General features: G+C 44.3%; 18 protein-coding genes and 1 tRNA gene. 15 read left to right on the plus strand and 4 right to left on the minus strand.

All coding sequences use genetic code 11. The annotated features are described in order from the left end of the window. The first annotated feature begins 428 nt into the window (after positions 1 to 428). Positions 429 to 1,682: a transcription termination factor Rho gene (gene rho / locus DOE51_RS00325; protein WP_246845546.1), complete on the plus strand. Its 1,254-nt coding sequence runs from the start codon at positions 429 to 431 to the stop codon at positions 1,680 to 1,682. 147 nt (positions 1,683 to 1,829) lie between these two features. Here rho and DOE51_RS00330 read toward each other — a convergent pair whose 3' ends face one another. Together DOE51_RS00330 and DOE51_RS00335 are read right to left on the minus strand one after the other, a co-directional pair. Then, positions 1,830 to 2,240: a hypothetical protein gene (locus DOE51_RS00330; RefSeq protein WP_142694631.1), complete on the minus strand. Its 411-nt coding sequence runs from the start codon at positions 2,238 to 2,240 to the stop codon at positions 1,830 to 1,832. A gap of 195 nt (positions 2,241 to 2,435) precedes the next feature. Continuing rightward, the gene (locus DOE51_RS00335; RefSeq protein WP_168196355.1) at positions 2,436 to 3,143 is read right to left on the minus strand and encodes a DUF2461 domain-containing protein; all 708 of its coding nucleotides are present in this window, start codon (positions 3,141 to 3,143) and stop codon (positions 2,436 to 2,438) included. Between the two features lie 197 nt (positions 3,144 to 3,340). Between DOE51_RS00335 and DOE51_RS00340 the strand changes: the two genes are divergently transcribed. The 4 genes from DOE51_RS00340 (at position 3,341) to murA (ending at position 6,904) form a co-directional block, all read left to right on the plus strand. Continuing rightward, positions 3,341 to 3,586, plus strand: a complete 246-nt coding sequence (locus DOE51_RS00340; RefSeq protein ID WP_063205867.1) for a type B 50S ribosomal protein L31 — start codon at positions 3,341 to 3,343, stop codon at positions 3,584 to 3,586. A gap of 108 nt (positions 3,587 to 3,694) precedes the next feature. Further along, a complete protein-coding gene (prfA, locus tag DOE51_RS00345) occupies positions 3,695 to 4,768 on the plus strand; it encodes a peptide chain release factor 1 (RefSeq protein WP_142694633.1) in 1,074 nt (357 codons plus the stop codon). A 5-nt stretch (positions 4,769 to 4,773) separates the two neighbouring features. Beyond that, a complete protein-coding gene (prmC, locus tag DOE51_RS00350) occupies positions 4,774 to 5,658 on the plus strand; it encodes a peptide chain release factor N(5)-glutamine methyltransferase (RefSeq protein WP_142694634.1) in 885 nt (294 codons plus the stop codon). After that, positions 5,651 to 6,904 (plus strand): UDP-N-acetylglucosamine 1-carboxyvinyltransferase, encoded by a 1,254-nt coding sequence (murA, locus tag DOE51_RS00355; protein WP_142694635.1) that lies wholly within the window; start codon positions 5,651 to 5,653, stop codon positions 6,902 to 6,904. Before prmC ends, murA begins: the two co-directional genes overlap by 8 nt. Positions 6,905 to 7,398: 494 nt before the next feature. Here the strand turns inward: murA and DOE51_RS00360 are convergent, their stop codons facing one another. Further along, positions 7,399 to 7,794, minus strand: a complete 396-nt coding sequence (locus DOE51_RS00360; protein ID WP_142694636.1) for a hypothetical protein — start codon at positions 7,792 to 7,794, stop codon at positions 7,399 to 7,401. Positions 7,795 to 8,090: 296 nt separating this feature from the next. Here DOE51_RS00360 and DOE51_RS00365 point away from each other — a divergent pair, with 296 nt between their 5' ends. The 4 genes from DOE51_RS00365 to DOE51_RS00380 all read left to right on the plus strand — a co-directional run bounded on the left by DOE51_RS00365 (position 8,091) and on the right by DOE51_RS00380 (position 12,774). Then, positions 8,091 to 10,955 carry a tetratricopeptide repeat protein gene (locus tag DOE51_RS00365; protein ID WP_246845206.1) on the plus strand — a complete coding sequence of 955 codons (2,865 nt, stop codon included), beginning with the start codon at positions 8,091 to 8,093 and terminating at the stop codon, positions 10,953 to 10,955. Between the two features lie 23 nt (positions 10,956 to 10,978). Next, the gene (locus DOE51_RS00370; RefSeq protein WP_142694638.1) at positions 10,979 to 11,287 is read left to right on the plus strand and encodes a hypothetical protein; all 309 of its coding nucleotides are present in this window, start codon (positions 10,979 to 10,981) and stop codon (positions 11,285 to 11,287) included. A 17-nt stretch (positions 11,288 to 11,304) separates the two neighbouring features. After that, entirely contained in the window at positions 11,305 to 12,597 is a 1,293-nt protein-coding gene (gene serS / locus DOE51_RS00375; protein ID WP_142694639.1) for a serine--tRNA ligase, read from the plus strand. A gap of 87 nt (positions 12,598 to 12,684) precedes the next feature. Continuing rightward, positions 12,685 to 12,774, plus strand: a tRNA-Ser gene (locus DOE51_RS00380). Between the two features lie 72 nt (positions 12,775 to 12,846). Here the strand turns inward: DOE51_RS00380 and DOE51_RS00385 are convergent. Further along, positions 12,847 to 13,449 (minus strand): hypothetical protein, encoded by a 603-nt coding sequence (locus DOE51_RS00385; protein ID WP_142694640.1) that lies wholly within the window; start codon positions 13,447 to 13,449, stop codon positions 12,847 to 12,849. Between the two features lie 241 nt (positions 13,450 to 13,690). On the opposite strand from DOE51_RS00385, the gene DOE51_RS00390 reads away from it, so the two are divergent. The 6 genes from DOE51_RS00390 (at position 13,691) to DOE51_RS00415 (ending at position 19,298) form a co-directional block, all read left to right on the plus strand. Further along, a complete protein-coding gene (locus tag DOE51_RS00390) occupies positions 13,691 to 14,089 on the plus strand; it encodes a hypothetical protein (protein WP_142694641.1) in 399 nt (132 codons plus the stop codon). A gap of 70 nt (positions 14,090 to 14,159) precedes the next feature. Next, positions 14,160 to 14,822 (plus strand): hypothetical protein, encoded by a 663-nt coding sequence (locus DOE51_RS00395; RefSeq protein ID WP_142694642.1) that lies wholly within the window; start codon positions 14,160 to 14,162, stop codon positions 14,820 to 14,822. Positions 14,823 to 14,856: 34 nt separating this feature from the next. Beyond that, a complete protein-coding gene (locus DOE51_RS00400) occupies positions 14,857 to 15,492 on the plus strand; it encodes a DedA family protein (protein ID WP_142694643.1) in 636 nt (211 codons plus the stop codon). A gap of 106 nt (positions 15,493 to 15,598) precedes the next feature. Then, entirely contained in the window at positions 15,599 to 16,642 is a 1,044-nt protein-coding gene (locus DOE51_RS00405; RefSeq protein ID WP_142694644.1) for a 3D domain-containing protein, read from the plus strand. A gap of 91 nt (positions 16,643 to 16,733) precedes the next feature. Then, the gene (locus DOE51_RS00410) at positions 16,734 to 17,201 is read left to right on the plus strand and encodes a nucleoside deaminase (protein ID WP_142694645.1); all 468 of its coding nucleotides are present in this window, start codon (positions 16,734 to 16,736) and stop codon (positions 17,199 to 17,201) included. A gap of 57 nt (positions 17,202 to 17,258) precedes the next feature. Continuing rightward, positions 17,259 to 19,298 carry a hypothetical protein gene (locus DOE51_RS00415; protein ID WP_142694646.1) on the plus strand — a complete coding sequence of 680 codons (2,040 nt, stop codon included), beginning with the start codon at positions 17,259 to 17,261 and terminating at the stop codon, positions 19,296 to 19,298. Positions 19,299 to 19,321: the final 23 nt, after the last annotated feature.

Below are 19,321 nucleotides of genomic sequence, written 5' to 3' on the forward strand. Positions count from 1 at the left end.
CGGAAGCCGCTCCAGCCGCACCTGCACCAGCTCCCGAAGCTCCAGCAGCAGCTCCAACTGCTCCCGCACCAGAAGCGAAAGCCGATGGCGCCGCAGCCCCTGAGCAACAACAACAAAGACAAGATCGTCCTCAACACCAAAATCAACGTCGCGAATTCCGCCCGAATAATAGAGATAATCGCAATGACCGTGGTGGCCACCGCCATGATCGTAACGATCGTAATGACCGCGACAGAGACAGAAATGACAGAGGCGATCGCAACGACCGCAATGATCGCAATGATCGCAACAACCAACGTCGTGACTTCCGTTACGGAAGAAACAACGAAGACCAACAACCTTCTGGTGACGAACATTCACAAGTTCCACAACAAGCTCAAGATGTTGATTTGGCAGATATCCAATTAACAGACGAAGAGAAATCTTGGTTGTCGTCGAAAGACCTTAAATCAAAAAACATCACTCAATTAACTGAGCTTGCAACAAAATTGAAAATCGAAAATGCTGCCGGTCTTCGTCGTCAGGATATGATTTTCGAAATCTTGAAGCGTGCAGCGAAATTGGGTCAGGATATTTATGGTTCTGGTGTTCTTGAAATCTTGCCTGATGGTTACGGTTTCTTGCGTTCTCCAGACTTTAACTACTTGCCAGGTCCGGATGATATCTACGTTTCTCCATCACAAATTCGCCGCTTCGGTTTAAGAACCGGTGATACTGTGACGGGAACAGTTCGTCCTCCAAAAGAGGGTGAACGTTACTTCGCACTTTTGAAAGTTGATTCTCTGAACTTCGAGACGACTGAAAAAGGTAAAGACAAAATCCTATTCGACAACTTGACGCCGCTTTACCCAAATCAGCGCTTGAAACTTGAACACAACCCAGGCGATTACACGACTCGCGTTGTGGACTTGATGGCGCCACTTGGTAAAGGTCAACGTGCTTTGATCGTTGCTCCACCAAGAACAGGTAAAACAGTTCTTATGCAACAAATCGCTAACGCGATTACAACAAATCACCCTGAAGTGAAGTTGATCGTTCTATTGATCGATGAACGTCCGGAAGAGGTGACTGACATGCAACGTACTGTAAAAGGTGAAGTTGTATCGTCTACATTCGATGAGCCACCAACTCGTCACGTTCAAGTTGCAGAAATGGTTATCGAGAAAGCAAAACGTTTGGTTGAACACAAACACGACGTTGTAATCTTGCTCGACTCTATCACTCGTTTGGCTCGTGCTTACAATACGGTTGTTCCGCCTTCTGGTAAAATCTTGTCAGGTGGTGTGGATTCCAACGCCCTTCACAAACCAAAACGTTTCTTCGGTGCCGCTCGTAACATCGAAGAGGGTGGTTCTTTGACGATCATCGCAACAGCATTGATCGACACAGGTTCGCGTATGGATGAAGTTATCTTCGAGGAATTTAAAGGTACTGGTAACGCCGAGATCCACTTGGATCGTAAGCTTATGGAAAAACGTATCTTCCCTTGCATGGACATCAACAAATCAGGAACTCGTAAAGAGGACTTGTTGATTGATAAAGCAGATTTGAACCGTCTGTGGATCCTAAGAAAAGTATTAGCACCGATGAACGTTGTCGATGCGATGGACTTCTTGTTGGATAAAGTATCTAACACGAAATCAAATACTGACTTCTTGAAAGCGATGTCAGGCCCAGGCTAGGGCTGACTGAAAATTCAGAAAAAATAAAAGGGGAAGTTTGTAGCTTCCCCTTTTTATTTGCGAGGCCATGATGTCTAAACTCACAACCATTGCACTGATATTGTTCGCGGTTTTGCTTGCGGCCGCGATGATTTATTCCGAACTTCACTAGCGACAATTGATCGCGCGGCCGTCACGGTCGAATACTAAATTGCCATTACAGCTTCTATTGTAACAGCGAATCTCGCGACGCTTGCCTTGGTAAGGAGCGTAGTATTGGCCTTCGCACTGGCGCGGTTGCAAATACAATGGTCTGTAATTATTCGCGCAGTAGGAAGCATCAATGCGCACACCGGCGTTGTTATAACAATAACCATTCACAGAATAGGCGTTCGTCACATTCTGACAATAATATGTATCGACGATTTGTCCTGCTTGATTGTAGCACTGACCATTTGTTGAAACTGAATATGGAAGCGAAGTTGTCGCAGTCGTTGTATCACTGCCATTGTTAGAACTTTTTCCGCAACCGACAGCCATGAACGCAGCAACAGTCATCACAATTAATAAACGAAGCATATTGAAACTCCCCCGAGTTAATAAAGAGGAGACCTTATTGCATAATTTTTTCTTCGAGGCGCGATACTAAGATTCACTTTGCGAAAATTTCAAAAAGCTTCCACAAATTGTCCATAATGCCTTTCAAAATTTCACGAACAGTGTTGCTTCGACACTGGTGCACTTTGGAAATAGGCCTCTGGTGCGGTTTTGCTTCTACCACAGACTTTGCGATTTATTCAGCCAGCGGGCGAAGACCATCATCTCTTTAAATTCTTTTGCGATCTTTTTCGGAAGATCTTTTTTGTAAGCTGCTTCTTCGGGAAAAGAAATAGAGACGAAGAATTGTTTCAATTTAAAATATTCCGCCAACTCGTGATCTGCAGAAATTCCCGCGGGAACTTTTTTAAGTTTCTCGCCTTGAATTTCGCCGAAGTGTTTTTTGAAAACGCGATTATCGACGATATCGCTAAAGGCGTCGGGATTTTGTAAAATCATTTCGCGAATTTTTCTGAGTTGTTCAGTGGAGGGTTTATAAATTCCTCCGCCGATAAAAAATTCTCCGGGTTCGAAGTGAATGTAGAAGCCTAAGCTATCGACATCTTTGGTTGCTGTGCCGAATGGAAATTTCGCGGCGACAAAATCTTTGTACGGAGTTTTGTCTTTACTAAAACGTGTGTCGCGATAAATGCGCAACAAAGACTTGCGGGGATCAAAGCGAATTTCGGGGGCAAAACTTTTGCATTCTTCCGCCAGTTCACACACCAAAGCCATCATCGGTAGGTGCAGAAGCTGTTCATAATCGTCTTTGCGGGGTTGAAACCACTCGCGGCGATTGTTGCGTTTAAGGGCCTTTAGAAAGCTTGCCGCCTTCGGGGAGAAACCCTGAAAGTCCGGAATTTCGATAGTCGTTTTGCCTGCCATAAAACGAAACTTCCTCATGGATGGTTTTGTTTAAGCCATTGAAAATACAAGATTATTATCAAACCGGGACCGCCAAACCGCAAGCTGATTGTTGCCAAAAAAAGCAGCGATTAATGCTCGACATGGGGGACCCCCTGTGTTAAACCCTTTTAGCTTACAGACCAAATAGATTTGATTTTTTAGAAGGAAACCAGGTCATGAAACAAAACTTGCATCCAAAAGTAAACACAGTGGTATTCAAAGATATCTCTTGTGATTTCTCATTCTTGGGTACTTCCACTTTGCACTCTAACGAGACTGTTAAATGGGAAGACGGTAAAGAATATCCACTTATTAAAGTTGAGATCTCTTCTGCATCTCACCCGTTCTTCACTGGTAAGCAACGTGTGATGGATACTGAAGGTCGTATCGATCGTTTCAAAAAACGTTACGGCAAAAAGTAAATTGCAGACCTCCATCTGGAGGAACATCTTGCTTGAAATGCGGTTCAATACTCGAACCGCATTTTCATTTTAGCGCATCACGATTTTTCGATCTCAGGAGCTATTCCCATGTTCTCAAAATTAGCTGAAGTTGAATCTCGCTATGAAGAAGTCAATATGTCTCTTCAAAGGCCTGATATTGCTTCTAATCAGACGCAGTATCGCGCGCTAATGAAAGAATTGGGAAATCTAGAAAAGATCGTCATCGTTTATCGCGACTACAAAAAGAAAACTGAAAATCTTAAAGCTAGCAAAGAACTTCTGACTGCGGAACAAGACCCAGAAATGCGTGAAATGATCCGTGAAGAAGTGAAAGAGCTTGAGGCAGCACTGCCAGAGCTTGAACAGCAGCTTAAGATTGCGTTGATCCCGAAAGATCCAAACGACGACAAGAATATTATCTTGGAGATCCGTGCGGGTGCCGGTGGTGACGAAGCTTCTTTGTTCGCTGATGAATTGTTCCGTGGTTACGTTCACTATGCTTCCACTCAAGGTTGGAAAGTAGAAATGCTTTCGTTCTCGGAAGGTAACGTGGGCGGTGCTAAAGAAATTATCGCAAGCATCACTGGCGACTCTGTTTACAGTAAGTTGAAATACGAATCAGGCGTTCACCGCGTGCAACGTGTTCCAAAAACTGAAGCTGCAGGTCGTATCCATACCTCAACAGTGACAGTTGCTGTGATCCCCGAAGTAGAAATCACTGAAGTAAAAATCCCGATGTCTGACGTTCGTATCGAGACAATGCGTTCTCAAGGTTCGGGCGGTCAGTCGGTAAATAGAACTGAATCTGCAGTTCGCGTTGTGCATTTGCCTACCGGTTTGGACGTAAAGTGCCAAGAGGGTAAATCTCAATCTGCCAACCGTGAACGCGCTTTCCAGATTCTTTACGCTAAGTTGCAACAAATCGAAGACGAAAAAGCACGCCAACAGGCTTCAGACGTACGTTTAGAGCAAATTGGTACGGGCGATCGTTCAGAACGTATCCGCACTTACAATTTCCCTCAGACTCGTATTACCGATCACCGTATCGGTTTGACGATTCATCAGTTGGATTCAGTTATGGGCGGATCTTTTGAGTTGCTGATTGACCCACTCGTTGCTAACTTCCAAGCAGAGGCTCTTAAAAAACAAACCTCTGCTTAGGTTGAATGAAACTCAAAGAAGTACTCGATAAGACCACCGCTTTTTTCAAAGAAAAGAAAATAGAGACACCACGCCTCGATGCTGAGCTTTTGTTCGCACACGGACTGAAGCTTACTGAGCGCATCCAACTTTATTTAAAATTCGATCAGCCTTTATCTGAAGCGGAGCTTACAACTCTGCGTGAATTGGTTCGTCGTCGTGTTCAAGGTGAACCGGTGGCGTACATTCTTGGCTATCGTGATTTTTATGGTCATCGCTTTGAAGTGAACTCTTCTACTTTGATTCCTCGTCCAGAAACTGAACACATCGTTGAAGAAGTCACGAAGTGGGCAGATGATAAGGACAAGGAATACAGAATCATCGACTTGGGCGCAGGCACGGGTTGCATTGGTTTGAGTTTGTTGAAGGAGCTGCCTCAGGCAAAATTGCTTTCGGTCGACGTATCGGAAGGTGCACTTGAAGTTGCGAAACGTAATGCGGTTGCGCTTGAAGTTGCCGATCGTGTGCAGTTCGTTCATGCCGACGCAGGTAATGTCGATCTTGTAATGTCAGCTTTCAAAGACTTCATGAGACATGACAATGTGGACGTATTAGTCTCGAATCCGCCCTATATCGCGAACAACGATCCGGCAGTTGAAGAGAACGTAAAAAAATTTGAACCCGCAAGTGCTCTTTTTGCGGACGATGAAGGTTTGGCTCTTCTGAAAAAATGGTCGCAAGCATACGCACCATTTTTGTCTCCGAACAGTGTGATGCTGATGGAGATGGGTATGAGTCAAGGTTCTGCTATGCAGAACCAATTTGAGAGCTTGAATTTATTCAATAATGTTCGTGTAGTTAAAGATCTTTCCGGACACGATAGAGTGATCTACGGGGTGAAGCATGGATAAAATGGTAGTAACAGGCAATGGCCCTTTGCGTGGAACAGTTGCGGCAAGTGGCGCGAAAAACGCGGCTCTTCCGATTCTTTTCTCAACTCTGTTAGCAGAAGGCCGACACGTTTTCAAAAACGTTCCAAAACTAAAAGATATCGAATCAACTGCAGAGCTTCTTGAAAGCTTGGGTTGTGTGACGAAATGGGAAGGCGATGCTTTCACTGTCACAGTAAGTCCGCTTCAATCTTACGAAGCGTCTTATGACCTTGTTCGTAAAATGCGCGCAAGCTTCTTGTGCATGGGACCTATGCTTGCGAAGTATGGCGAAGCCGTTGTGTCTCAGCCAGGCGGTTGTGCAATTGGTTCTCGTCCTATCGACTTGCATCTTGAAGGCTTCAAAGCTTTGGGTGCAACGATCACACAAAAAGAAGGTTACGTTCACGCGGCTTCTCCGAAATTGAAAGGTTCCACTTTCTTGTTCGAGACAGTGACTGTCGGCGGAACTGAAAACGTGATGATGGCGGCAACTCTTGCTGAAGGCGTGACGGTTTTAGAAAACGCCGCAAAGGAACCGGAGATCGTAGATCTTGCAGAGTACTTAAATAAAATGGGCGCGAAGATCACTGGTCACGGTACAAGTGTGATTCGTATTGAAGGTGTTAAAAAACTTCACCCAGCAGAACACTCAATCATGCCAGATCGTATCGAAGCAGGTACGTTGTTGATCGCAGGCGCAATCACAAAAGGCCAAGTCACTGTGACTAAATGTGTACCATCACACTTGGAAGCTTTGATTTTAAAAATGCGTGAATCAGGTTTCAAAATCGAAACGACTGCTGATTCAATGACAGTCTATCCAGCAGACAAATGGGAAGCGGTTGACGTAACAACAGCTCCTCACCCATTGTTCCCAACAGATCTTCAAGCGCAGTTCATGGCATTGATGACGGTTGCTCAAGGCACAAGCGTCATTACAGAAACAGTTTTCGAAAACCGCTTCATGCACGTGACTGAACTGACTCGTTTGGGCGCAGACATCACACCAAAAACAAGAGTCGCAGTAATCCGCGGCAACCCAGGAAAACTAACAGGCGCCCCAGTTATGGCAACAGACCTAAGAGCCAGCGCTTCATTGGTACTAACTGGTTTGATCGCCGAAGGCGAAACAGTAGTAAACCGCATCTACCACTTGGACCGCGGCTACGAAAAACTAGAAGACAAGCTATCATCATTAGGCGCAACAATCCGCCGCACGGAATAGCAACCAAACCAAATCCAAAAAAACAAAAAAGGGAAGCTCTACAAAAGCTTCCCTTTTTTATTCCCAAAAAAACGACAGACACCTTTTCTCGCCTAACGCACCATAGACCTAAAAAAGTGCCAGGCACCCTTTTTTTAGAAAGAACCCAGGGAGGTCAAGAGGTCCTCTTTTCTTTTTTCTGTTAGAAGTTGAATCATCAAATCTACGAAATTTTCTGTTTATAAAAAGAGCTGATCCGAAGAGAGCCCTTCGCGGGGCCTGGATGGCCCTCACCACGAAGTGGTGAAGCGACGAGGCAGGAAGCCGTGCCGAACGAAGTGAGCAGATCTTTTTATAAATAGAAAATCCCCGCAGGAAGCGAAAGACTCAAATCACGAAGGGGAGAAAAAGAAAAAGGCCAGCAAGGAGGGGATCCGCTGACCTTTTAGAAATTTTAAAAAGAAAAGTCTCAGCCCACGGAGGGGATTGGGGCTGAGACCCAATGATACAGGTTATTATCTAACCTCAGAGATACCGAACACGAAGAAAATAACCGAGTTGTTCCCAGAGTTGATTCCAGGGAGGGGGTCCACAGAATCAAGCCCGTAAGAGGGAGCAAGTTGCTGATCAAGTTCAATACCGCTAATCATAACTTTAGAACCAACATAACCTGTAAGATCCGATTGTGCTTTAAGAACGAAAACATTTTGCTGAGCAGTCACTAGAACTAGCGAACCATCAGCCAAAGCCACAACTTCACCTACGTGTGTTTTGAAATTATAGTTTTGAAGTTCAGACGCTGTGATCTCTTCACCTTCGATTGCGTTGTTAGGTAGTACACCTGCACGAGCTACTGCGGAAATCGCAAGAACTACTAAGATGTAAATTGCTATCAAGGCGTTTCTAATCACTGTCTGCTTCTCCTAAATTCCAAAGACACTTTCCCTATAAGCAATGGCTGTGCCAATTTGAGACAAAGGTCAGATCTAATATATTGGATTTAAGGCTTGGGATTCGGAGCGAGAACCCATTCCGGAACTTTTAGGTAATTCCAGAATGGAACGGGGGTTCCACCCTGGAACCACTGAAGTGGCACTTGCTTGGACTAAAGCACAGACCTTGTGATTGCACACTCACGCACATAGTTCTTCAGAAAAAAGCTCAGTACAATCAAGTGTCTATGTCGCGCATACAAGTCACTTGGGTTGTGAAAACACGAACGGGTCAGGTCAAAGGACCTTACTCTACTGAAGCCATTCTTCGCATGATTGGTGAGGGTGTGTTTTCGGGCCAAGAGATGATTTCAAAATTGCCTGATGGGCAATGGACATTGATTTCAAAAGAGCCTGCGTTTTACGACAAACTTTTAGAAGCACTCGAAGGTGTTGTCGAAGTCGATCCAAAAAAAGCGCAGAAGATGGAAGCGGAAACTGTGATCATGCGTCCGCCGCCAACTCAGCAACCAAAACAAGAAGCACCGAAGCCTCTGAATTTTGAAAACATCGCGCCACCAGCGAATTCAAAACTTCCGACGGTAGATATTTATCAACAGCCAGCGCAAATCGCTCCGGCCTCTATCCCCGTTCCGAACATTTCTTCAAATGAAGGCAAAGACAAAGTTATCGAGCTTTCGAATTTGAAGAACATGGAAAAGGGCGAGTTGTTTAAAGCATTGCGCGGCCCTGCTGCGGTTCTCGTAGTTGTGATTTTAGTTGCTGTGTTTTTGTTGTGGGATACGGGACCTGCGAAAGGTGACAAGATTCACTTGTTAGCTCCCGGCAAAGCTGGTGCTTCACTTTCTGAAACGCAAGTGAAAGACAAGTTGAACGAAGCCTTGTTTTCAATTGAACAAGATACTTTTGATTCATACTTGGATGCACAAAATAAACTGGTCGGTATCATTGAAGGTGCGCCTTCGAATATCGAAGTTCGTGCATTGCTGTGTGTGGTCTATCGCGAGCTGTGGCCGTATGCCAAACAAGATGCGCAAGACGTAAAGACGATCACGATGGTGACGCAAGCAACGCGTGCGTTGAATGTCGTCAGTCCATTGGGACAAGTGTGTGAATCTGTGAAGCTTATGACTTCAGGTCGTTATCGTGAAGCGCGCGGTACGGTTGAGGCCACCCTTGAATCGACAGAGCCGTTTTCATTGTTGCCGGTTTTATACGGCTACAAAGCGGAACTTCTGCAAGGTGAAAAAGATTATCTGAATGCTGTTCCCTACTATGAAAAATCGATTCAGTTGTGGGACAAGTGGTTGCATCCGCAAGTGCAATTGGGCGTCTTGTACATGGAGCAACAAAGTTTTGCAGATGCATCTCGGATGTTTCAAGAGGTGTTAAAGAAAAATCCAAGACATCGTGAAGCCAAATTCTTATTAGGTGTGGTTGAGTATCGTGGTTACAAAAAATCCGATTCAGCGTTCACCCTTTTATCTTCAGCTGCGGATTCGAAGATGCGCGTACCTTCATTGATTGAAGCGCAAGGTCTTCATGCTTTAGCGGAAATTTATGTTCTTCGTAACGAAAAAAGAAAAGCGTTAGAAACGGCTCAAAAGGCATTTTCATTAAATCCAAACAACAGCGATCTTCGTCAATTGGTCGTGCGTTTGGGTGGTTCTGACAAAGTGAAGGCCGATAAAAATCAGAATAACGAAATGTTGTTCTTGGGGGATCAATACGTCAGACAAGGTGACAATTTAGCAGCGCAAGCCGAATTTAAAGCCGCCTTTGAAGCAGATCCAAAAAATGGAACGGCCGCGATGAAAGCAGCTAAAGCATTGTGGCAACTGAATCAAAGCTTTGAAGCGATCGAGTGGTTATCGAAAGCCATGCGTGCAGAGCCGAAATTAATTTCTGCCTACGTACTTCAAGCGGACTACATGTCGCAACGTTTTGATTTTAATGGCGCAATGATGGCATTAACAAACGCGACACGCATCTCGCCAAATAACTATGAAGTGCAACGTGGTTTAGCGCTTTTAGAATTCCGTAAAAATAACATGATCGGTGCGATCAGTTACGGAACTCGTGCGGCAAAAATTTACGACGGTGATATTGAAACTTTCATTCTGCTTTCGAAAGCAAATGCAATCTTGGCGCAGTCAATTGTGCCATTGAATAAAAAAGAAATTGAAAGAAAAGAAAATGCCGGAAAAGACGCTGTTCGCTACGCAACCAAAGCGGTAGAGATCGATGCGACAAATCCAGAAGCACAAATTACTTACGCAAAAACTTTGGCGGCAACTCAAGGTGTGGATGCGGGGATTACTTATCTTAATGAATTGATTAAACGCTTCTCGTACACGTTGGATTATCGTGTCGCGCTTGCTGAAGTTTATAAATCTGAAGATCGTTATACTCAGGCGCGTGATATTTACGAAAAAGTTGTTGAAGCAGATCCGCGTAATAAAAAAGCGTGGCTGGGACTTGGTGAAGGTAGCAAAGCTTTGGGTATGAATGACAAAGCGTTGAAGGCATTCTTGCAAGCGGCAGTACTCGATCCAACGGATGGTGAGGCACTTTTCCGTGCGGGTCAGTTGTATTTGGAAACAAGTCGTTTTGATGAAGCGATTCAACAATTCCGTCGTGTGCAGCGTTTGAATCCAAATTATCCGCGAACGAATTATTATATCGGTAAAGCGGCCTTTGCATCAGGGGACTTCAACGGCGCGATGGAAGCAGCGAAAGCGGAAAAGCGTTTGAATCCAAATGTGGCGGATTCTTACATTTTGGCGGCAGAGATCTATACGGCTCGTCGTCAATATCAAGAGTGTGCTGGGGAGTATTCGCAAGCAATGAAACTTCGTCCGCAAGGTGCGGATATTTACGTGAAATCAGCGCAGTGTTATCGCCAATCGGGTGCAATAGATGTGGCAGAAGACATGTTAGCACTGGCGGCGGCACGCGAAAGTGGTTACGCGGATATTTACCGCGAACAGGGCGCGATTTATGAAATGAAGGGCGATACTCGCTCTGCGGCAACAGCATACAATAAATATATTGGCCTCTCCCCAAATGCACCGGATCGTGCTGAAATAGAGGCCAGGATTAATCGTTTAGGTAATTAGAACGTTTCGAAGGGAAAGCAGCCATGGGAATCGGCGATAAAATGAGAGGTTTAGCAACCAATGTTCAAGATGGCGTGAAATCATCCACGCTTTCATTCATGCACATCATGCTCCGCTTGATTACAGGTTTTTTAGTTGGTTTGACTTTGGCTTTGATCGGTCAAGAGTTGATCGGCTATGGAACATTTGCTCTCATTTTTGCAACGGTTGTGGTTCTTGCGGTCATCATGAAGCTCTTGTCGAATTGGTCCTTCGGTCAAATTCTTATTTTTGATTTGATCGTCGTTCTTGTCGGTATGCTGCTAAGAATGTATATTCTGGTCGCACCTTAAATTTGGGATTTTGAAAAATGATCGATATTAAACTTCTTGAGAAAAAAGCAGAAAACGGACCTTCTTATTACGACGAATATAAGCAGGCGTTGATCAATCGTGGTGGTACGCCAGAGATTCTTGAGCAAATCATGGATCTGAATAAGAAACGTAAAGAAATGATTGCCCAAGCTGAGTCAGCAAAAGCCAATCAAAATAAACTTTCTGGTGAAATTGGCAAATTAAAGCGTGAAGGCAAAGATGCTTCTGAAATTTTAGCAGAAGTGGAAAAACTTAAAGGTGCCGTGAAGGACCTTGAAGCGAAAGCGGCGGAAGCAGATCAGCAAGTTATGAACTTAGCGCTGGTGATGCCGAACAAACCACATTCTTCTGTGCCAGTGGGTGCATCTGCTGATGAGAATAAAGAACTTAAGATCGTAGGAACTCCGACGAAGTTCTCTTTCAAAGCTAAAGAGCACTGGGAGTTGGGTGAAAAACTAAACATCATCGATTTCGAACGCGCTGGTAAAACGACAGGCACACGCTTTGCGTTTTTAAAAGGTGCAGCGGCACAGATGGAACGTGCTTTGATTCAATTCATGATGGACATGCACTCGTCTCGTCATGGTTATACGGAAATGATTCCGCCATTCATGGTGAACTCGAACAGCTTGTTGGGAACAGGAAATTTTCCAAAGTTCAAAGAAGACGTTTTCCATCTTGAAGGTTCGGATTTGTTTTTGATTCCAACAGCGGAAGTTCCGGTGACGAATTACTACAATGGCGAAATCTTGGATGAAAAAGATCTGCCACAAAGCTTCTGCGCATATTCTCCGTGCTTCCGTTCTGAAGCTGGAAGTGCGGGTCGCGATACGAAGGGTCTTATTCGTCAGCATCAGTTCGATAAAGTTGAATTGATGACGTTCTGTCATCCGGATAAGTCTTATGAAATTCACGAGGCCCTGACATCTCATGCAGAACAGGTATTGATGGATTTGGAGTTGCCATTCCGTCGCATGCTTTTGTGTACAGGAGACATGGGATTTGGATCTGCCAGAACCCATGACCTTGAGGTTTGGTTGCCGGGACAAAATATGTATCGTGAAATCAGTTCATGTTCTAATTTCGAGGACTTCCAAGCTCGTCGCGCAAATATCCGTTTCCGCACAGCGGGTGGAAAACCTCAATTCGTACACACATTGAATGGTTCAGCACTAGCCGTGGGAAGAACATTGGTAGCCATTCTTGAAAACTACCAACGTGAAGATGGCTCTGTGGCGATTCCGAAAGCTCTTCAAAACTACATGGGCGGCAAAACCGAAATCAGATAAAGGGTGCCTGCTTCTTTTTTACAACCACACCGCGTCATTGTGGATAACTGCTTGATGTCTCTCCTCAAAACCCATAAAACGGTCGACGGAGAGTTGGTAGAGTGGTTGAATACACCAGTCTTGAAAACTGGCAGCCCTTCGCGGGGCTCGAGGGTTCGAATCCCTCACTCTCCGCCATTTAGCTTCGGCTAATAAAAAACAAAAAAGCGACCCAATGAGGTCGCTTTTTTTATTTCTGGCCCTATCGATTTACTTACAAGCCGGAATCAACGATTCATTTACATCAGTCCCGTCATCGCCCACCGAACCAAGCATTAATACTGTGTTCGATTTAACGTTGTAATTGTCCCAGGCTTTTGACGCAAAATCAGATTCGTTTTCAGCGCTGCCCAAGTCTTTATCTTGTCCCAATCTCCACGCCATCACTGTGTATTGATCTGAATAAACGCGGTCCGCAAGTGAAGCTGCTAATTCAACAACACCTTTCGCGTCGCCACGATAGCAGGTGTAAGCTTTTTTAGTGCTCCATTGACCGGGATAGTACTCACCCATCGCCTGTGCGTTCTTAATACCCGCTGCTTGAATGGCAGTATCTAAAGCATCGCGAATTGCATAAGTATCAATGTTTGAAGCATCAGAAATTTCAAGAGCTTCTGGTTGAGCTTTTTGGCCTTTTTGAATGAGCACTTTATTGAACTCTGCAACCGGCACGTATGTGTATTTAGGATTCGGCTGTGCGCCTGAAGTGACTTCGACAAATAGAGGAATGTGCAAAACAGTCTTTGCCCCTGCATTTGCGAAAGCACTTGTTAGTAAAGAAAACATCAATGCTGAAAAGCAGAACTTGTTCATGTGAACTCCTTAAATCGAGAGAGCTTGTACCACAGCCATTAACAAAAGATTCTTTCGAAAATGGAAACTTGATATTTTTCCGATGCATAGATGTAACGTCGGATTTTAATTACAATCCTGTCAAAAGCGTGGGCAGCTGGTCTTGCCAGGGTGTTGATTTAGAGCGCTTTTAAGCTGACGAAATATCAACAGTCTCTTTGGTGCAATCCTGCTAATTAATCTGCATAGAAGGAGAGAACTTATGAAACTTATTAAAGCTTTGGTATTTACTGTTTCTTTGGTTGCTGGTGTAAATGCATTCGCGGCGATCGCGTGCGGTCCTGGTATGGGCAACTGTCCTCCAGAAGATGGTGGTGGTGGAATTCCTGCTCCGGTTGATAGAAGCATGACTGTGATTGGTTACGCAGAAGTGGCGTCTCCAGATTGTGATCCTGCGGATCTGCAAATCGCACTTAAACAAGCGCATAAAAAAACATTCGCAGAAGCGCTTTCCAACGCGAAAGCTTATTTCGGTGGTAAATACGTGATCACTCACCAGATTCATTTTTCACAACAATGTGAACAAGGTATCTATGCGAATTCAGCACCAGGAAATTCTTGGATCGTTCAAGGTTTCATGGGTATCGCTCCAGCTCGTTAAACACTGGCTTTAGGGCTAGGTAAGCCGTATTCCCGCGGTAAAATGAAAATGCCTGCGATATGCTTAACATATGAAAACAGCATTTCTTTTGGTCATGATTCTTTTTTCGGGGCGTTCTTTTGCGGCTAATTGTGATTCTGTGATGACGGCGATTCAAGAAAAGGAATCGCTGTCTGAAAAAACAAAAGGCATCAAAACAAAAAAAATGGCAATGGATTCGGCCGCTATTCAAAAAAAGCGCGAGTACTATCAAGCCAATGCCATCTACAACATCAAGCCAGATCCTGTGTATGGAGATATCTTCGATCTTCCTGAAGACATCGATCTATTTATGATGGATAAAAAACATTTCACGCAAATTCGTGAATACTCTGATGCGAATAAAACTCTGCGCGTGTTTGATAATTTAAAAACAAAAACTCTTCAGGGATTTTCAATTAAGTCGGGAAAAGGTTTAAGTATCTTTGCTTTCAAGCCAGATTGTTCGATTGAACAAGCAACAATGATATTGGATGGAGCGCGCTGCTACCTAAAAAGAACCGACTGCCTTGATGTGGAACCGGCAACGGCCGCAAAACTAAAAAGCAAATGCTCTTACTTCAATGATTTCTCTGAAAAGACTGTCAAAAATTTCGGAAAAACTTGTGATTTGTTAACATCTGAGTTCACTCAATCAACAAATCGTAAGGAAAAAGCGGCAGAGCGCAAAGACAAGTCACCTGGAGTAAATTAGACTCCCTCCATAACGTTATAAAGGATCGGCAACTATGGCGATGGTTATGGATATTATTCTTCACCTTGATCAACACTTGGCGGATTGGCTTGCTTACTTCGGTCCGTGGACTTACGTGATCATGTTCCTTATTATTTTCTGCGAAACAGGTTTGGTGGTAACGCCATTTTTGCCGGGTGATTCGCTTCTATTCGCGCTGGGTGCTTTGACGAGTGTTGAGGGCGGTCTGAACCTATGGGTACTGTTAACTTCTTTGACAGTGGCTGGGGTGCTTGGGGATACGGCTAACTACCATATCGGTAAATATTTAGGTCCTAAGGTTTTCGACGATAACAGTCGCTTTTTTAAGAAGAAATATTTGGAAGATACTCAAGCTTTCTATTCGAAATGGGGAGCTTTTACGATTGTGGCAGCACGCTTTGCTCCAATTGTCAGAACGTTTGCGCCCTTCGTGGCTGGTATCGGGAACATGCACTATAAGAAGTTTCTTTCATATAATGTCGTGGGTGCGATCGCATGGGTGTTTTTATTCGTTTTGGCGGGTCATTTCTTTGGAAATTTGCCGGTTGTGAAACGTAATTTCCATATCGTGATTTTCGCGGTGATCTTCCTTTCGCTGATTCCAATGATCATGCCGTGGATTAAATCCCACCTTGGCAAGAAAACGTAAAAGTGACGTTCTTGGGCCCTGGATTTTTCCAATTTTCCAAGGCCCCTCATCCCCCTCTGAAAACGAGCTAAGTATTGGTATCTTCTTAAGGTCGAAAAGGATCCTTATGAAGGCACTGAAAAACACATGTAAAATCTCAGCTTTTCTTTCCTTCGCGCTACTTGCTGGCTGCGGAAATATCTCTAGTAGTATTACGACGAATGGTTCTTTGCAGGCGAAACAACAGCAACAAACGCAAGACTCGGTACAAACGATCCCACTTCACGATATGGGTGGTTCCACTGATGAAGCGATGACGGAATACTTCGTCGAAGAGACGGTGGATTCTACCCCGCAATCTCCGGTGCAATTACCTGCGCAAAACGACGATGATACGGAAGCGAAGACTCCGGGTTTAGGAGAGACTCCGCAAAAAAATCCTGCGCCACAACCACAACAACCAGCTCCTGCTGAAGATGATACAAAACCTGCAACACCATCGGTAACGTTGCCGAAGCCTACAAATGATGACATTGCTGAGGCCGGAAAAACCAAACCGACAGTTTATTATTTCCCGGTATTCAACGAAGATAAAAATGGGTGTGATAAAGACGAAGTTAAAACTTTGCACGGAGTAAGCGGCGAGAAAATTATCAACGTTTGTCCGACGACGTTACTGTCATGTGGTATTCAAGGTTCGTGTGCGATCATTCAAAAAGGTGTTCGCCGTAGTTTCAATATTTCTGATCGCGTAAGCGGCCAAGACCGCTATTTTGAAATGACGAATAAAGAATGTCCTTTCGGTTATGGCGTCAGAAGCTCGTGTCTTGATCCATTCTTTACTGTGGCTGCGGATCTTGATGTGTATAAGCCAGGCGACGTTATTTTTATTCCATCAATCGTTGGTTTGAAATTGCCAGACGGAACTGTACACAATGGTTATTTCATCGTGCGCGATCAAGGCCGTGGTATTAACGGTAAAGGTCGTTTCGATTTCTATTCTGGTTTCTTAAACTGGAAAGATACAAAAAATCCTTTCCGTAAAGTTAAGTTCGAAGACGTTAAAACGTCAGTCACTTATTGGAAAGTGATTGGTGACAAAGCGGAAGCCGTTCGTAAGAGCCGAGCTTACCCAAAAATCCCAATGCCTCCATTGAAACAAAGCAATTAAAATTACTTTGGATCACTCGAACCTTAAGTCTTTTTAAGCGAGTGATCCATGCCTTGACTCCCGCAGTGGGCCTACCTACCGTGGCTTTCTTATGAACAAAGACTTCATGATGAGAGCCATCGAGCTTTCCAAAATCAATATGCACAATGGAGCTGGTGGACCCTTCGGCTCTGTTATCGTTAAAGACGGAAAAATTATTGGCGAAGGCTGGAACAAAGTGACTTCGACCAATGATCCCACCGCGCACGCTGAAGTTGTTGCGATTCGCGATGCTTGCGACAGAGCTCAAAATTTTTCTTTGGAAGGTTCAGAAATTTATACGAGCTGCGAACCATGTCCAATGTGCTTAGCAGCGATTTATTGGGCGCGTATCGATAAGATTTATTACGCAAACACACGCGGCGATGCTGCGTTCATAAAATTCGACGATGATTTTATCTATCAGGAAATTCCCAAAGAAATAAAAGACCGCAAAATCCCCATGGAGCAATGTGGACACACAGAGGCTTACGAAGTTTTCAAAGAGTGGTTAAACAAAGCAGATAAGATACACTACTAAGGCCTAGTAAACATATCAGGACTCCAAGGCGTTGGTTTTGTTAGAGAGAATAGAGGGATGAGAAATTTAATTTCATTCCTCTTTTTATTTTTGGGCGTTTTAGTTTTCTCAGCTTGCTCTACAAAAGAAAAAAAACTCCCACGCGACATCGCTTCTTTGCAGATGAATAACGCTGTTGAAGGCATTTGGTTCCTTCAAGGTACGAGTTCTTCGCGTGGACCCTATAACGGTGAACTTGAATTAAGAAAAAGCAGCGACGGCACTTACAACGTCGTTCGTGTTGTGACGTATATCAATTACTTTTATGACGGATTGAAAGTTCAAGAAGTGTGGACTGGTAAAGCAGTTGCCGAAGGAAATCTATTAACCGTTAGTTATGACTTGAAACAAGCGGACTTCATCACCAAACTGGGTGGACAAAGTCGCGATGTCGTTGAATTTAAAAATACAATCAATGTGCTAGAGCGCTTTGCCCCGTCTGAAAAAGGTTTAACCACGGCATTCACAGATAGAAAAGCTTCCAATTACACGGAATGGTTGACGACTCGTCGTGATTTAGAAGCTCGTCCGTTGTGGCAAGATGAACGCAGAAACATCGACGCCAAAGGCCCACGCATTCCAGTACCCGTTCGTGCTGTGATTGCAGCGTTCAAAGCAAAAATTGGATATGATAAAGATCCTTTAGTGAAGTCCTACAAAAATCGTAAAGAGTTTGAAGACGAAAGACCTTATATCGTTTTTGATCCAACCGACTTTGCTTTTTATCGCGAAAATAAAGATGTGATTCGCGTTGTTAACAAAATCACTGATGACATTAGCATTACGGAAGCTTCAATTAAACGTAATGCTTACGCTCCATCGCTTGAGGAAAAACAACGGGGTTATGAAAAGAATACGGTTGATCATCACATCAATGATCAAGGTATGTCGGCGGTGGCAACTGTTGATGAGCGCGGTCGCTTAGTTCGTTATGAAAACGATGGTGATTCAGCATTGTGGACAGGAATGTATATCGGTTCACAAGCAATGCGCTATCTAGCGACGAAAGATCAAGCGGCTCTTGCTAATGTAAGAAAATCTTTAAAGGGCCTTTTCATTTTGATGGATATCACCGGCAACAAGGGCGAATTTGCGCGCACTCTGGCGACATATGTTCCTGGCCAGCCAATTCCTGAAAAGTGGCATCAAGGTGCAGCTCCATTCCAAAATATTATTTGGCAAGAAGGTGGCAACAACGACATGGTCAAAGGGATCATGCACGGTTTCTTGTGGGCATCGATTGTTATTCCAGAAAGCGAAACAGAGATCTGGGGTCATCTTAAAGAGAAGTCTGCTCGTTTGATCGATTTGAATGTGATGGATGATAAACCTCAGAATCGTCCATTAGCATTGGGCCTTGCTGCCTTAATCACAAAGCAGTCAGGATTCCGCGAACGTTATGTAAAGGCGTATAACTCTCTTCCGGTGAAATTCTCGGGATATTCTTTCGATACAAGTTTCTATTGGCATGGCGTTGCTGATTGGAGCGGTATTAATTTGGGCATTGTTGGTGATATCACGGCAATCACAGTTGCCGATCGTTTAGGTGAAACTAAAATACGCGATCGCTTGCGTGAACGTTTGATGGATTCATGGGTGACGTATGCCCCGGCACAGCGACACCTCGTGACGCTAGCGGCTTATGGCTTTGCTTATTCTCACGGAACGCGTGGGGATAACTTTAGATCCGATAGCAGTGATGAAAAATTCCAGGCGGCATTGACTCAAGCTGTTTGGGGTTTGCGTGAAATCCCATTCCCTCGTCCGAATTTGGACATTCAATATGATCACTCGTTAGATCGTGAGTGGTCCGTATCACCTATTCCACGCATGTTCTGGAAGGCGGTCAATAAACCGATTCCGCCGATGGAATTCTTCTATCAAGGTCTTTATGACTACCCGGTTTTTGAAAAAGCCGGCATTGATAGCAACTTTATTTGGAAAGAAGGCGCCTTCCTTTACAAAGGGGGCCGTTCTAAAGGTATTGAGTACGGCGGTATAGATTATTTATATGGCTATTGGCTGGCTCGTTATTCGAAAGTACCTAACTTGAACTAACAACGGATTGCTATTCACATTTC

The sequence above is a fragment of the Bdellovibrio sp. NC01 genome (assembly GCF_006874625.1).
GTDB lineage: Bacteria > Bdellovibrionota > Bdellovibrionia > Bdellovibrionales > Bdellovibrionaceae > Bdellovibrio.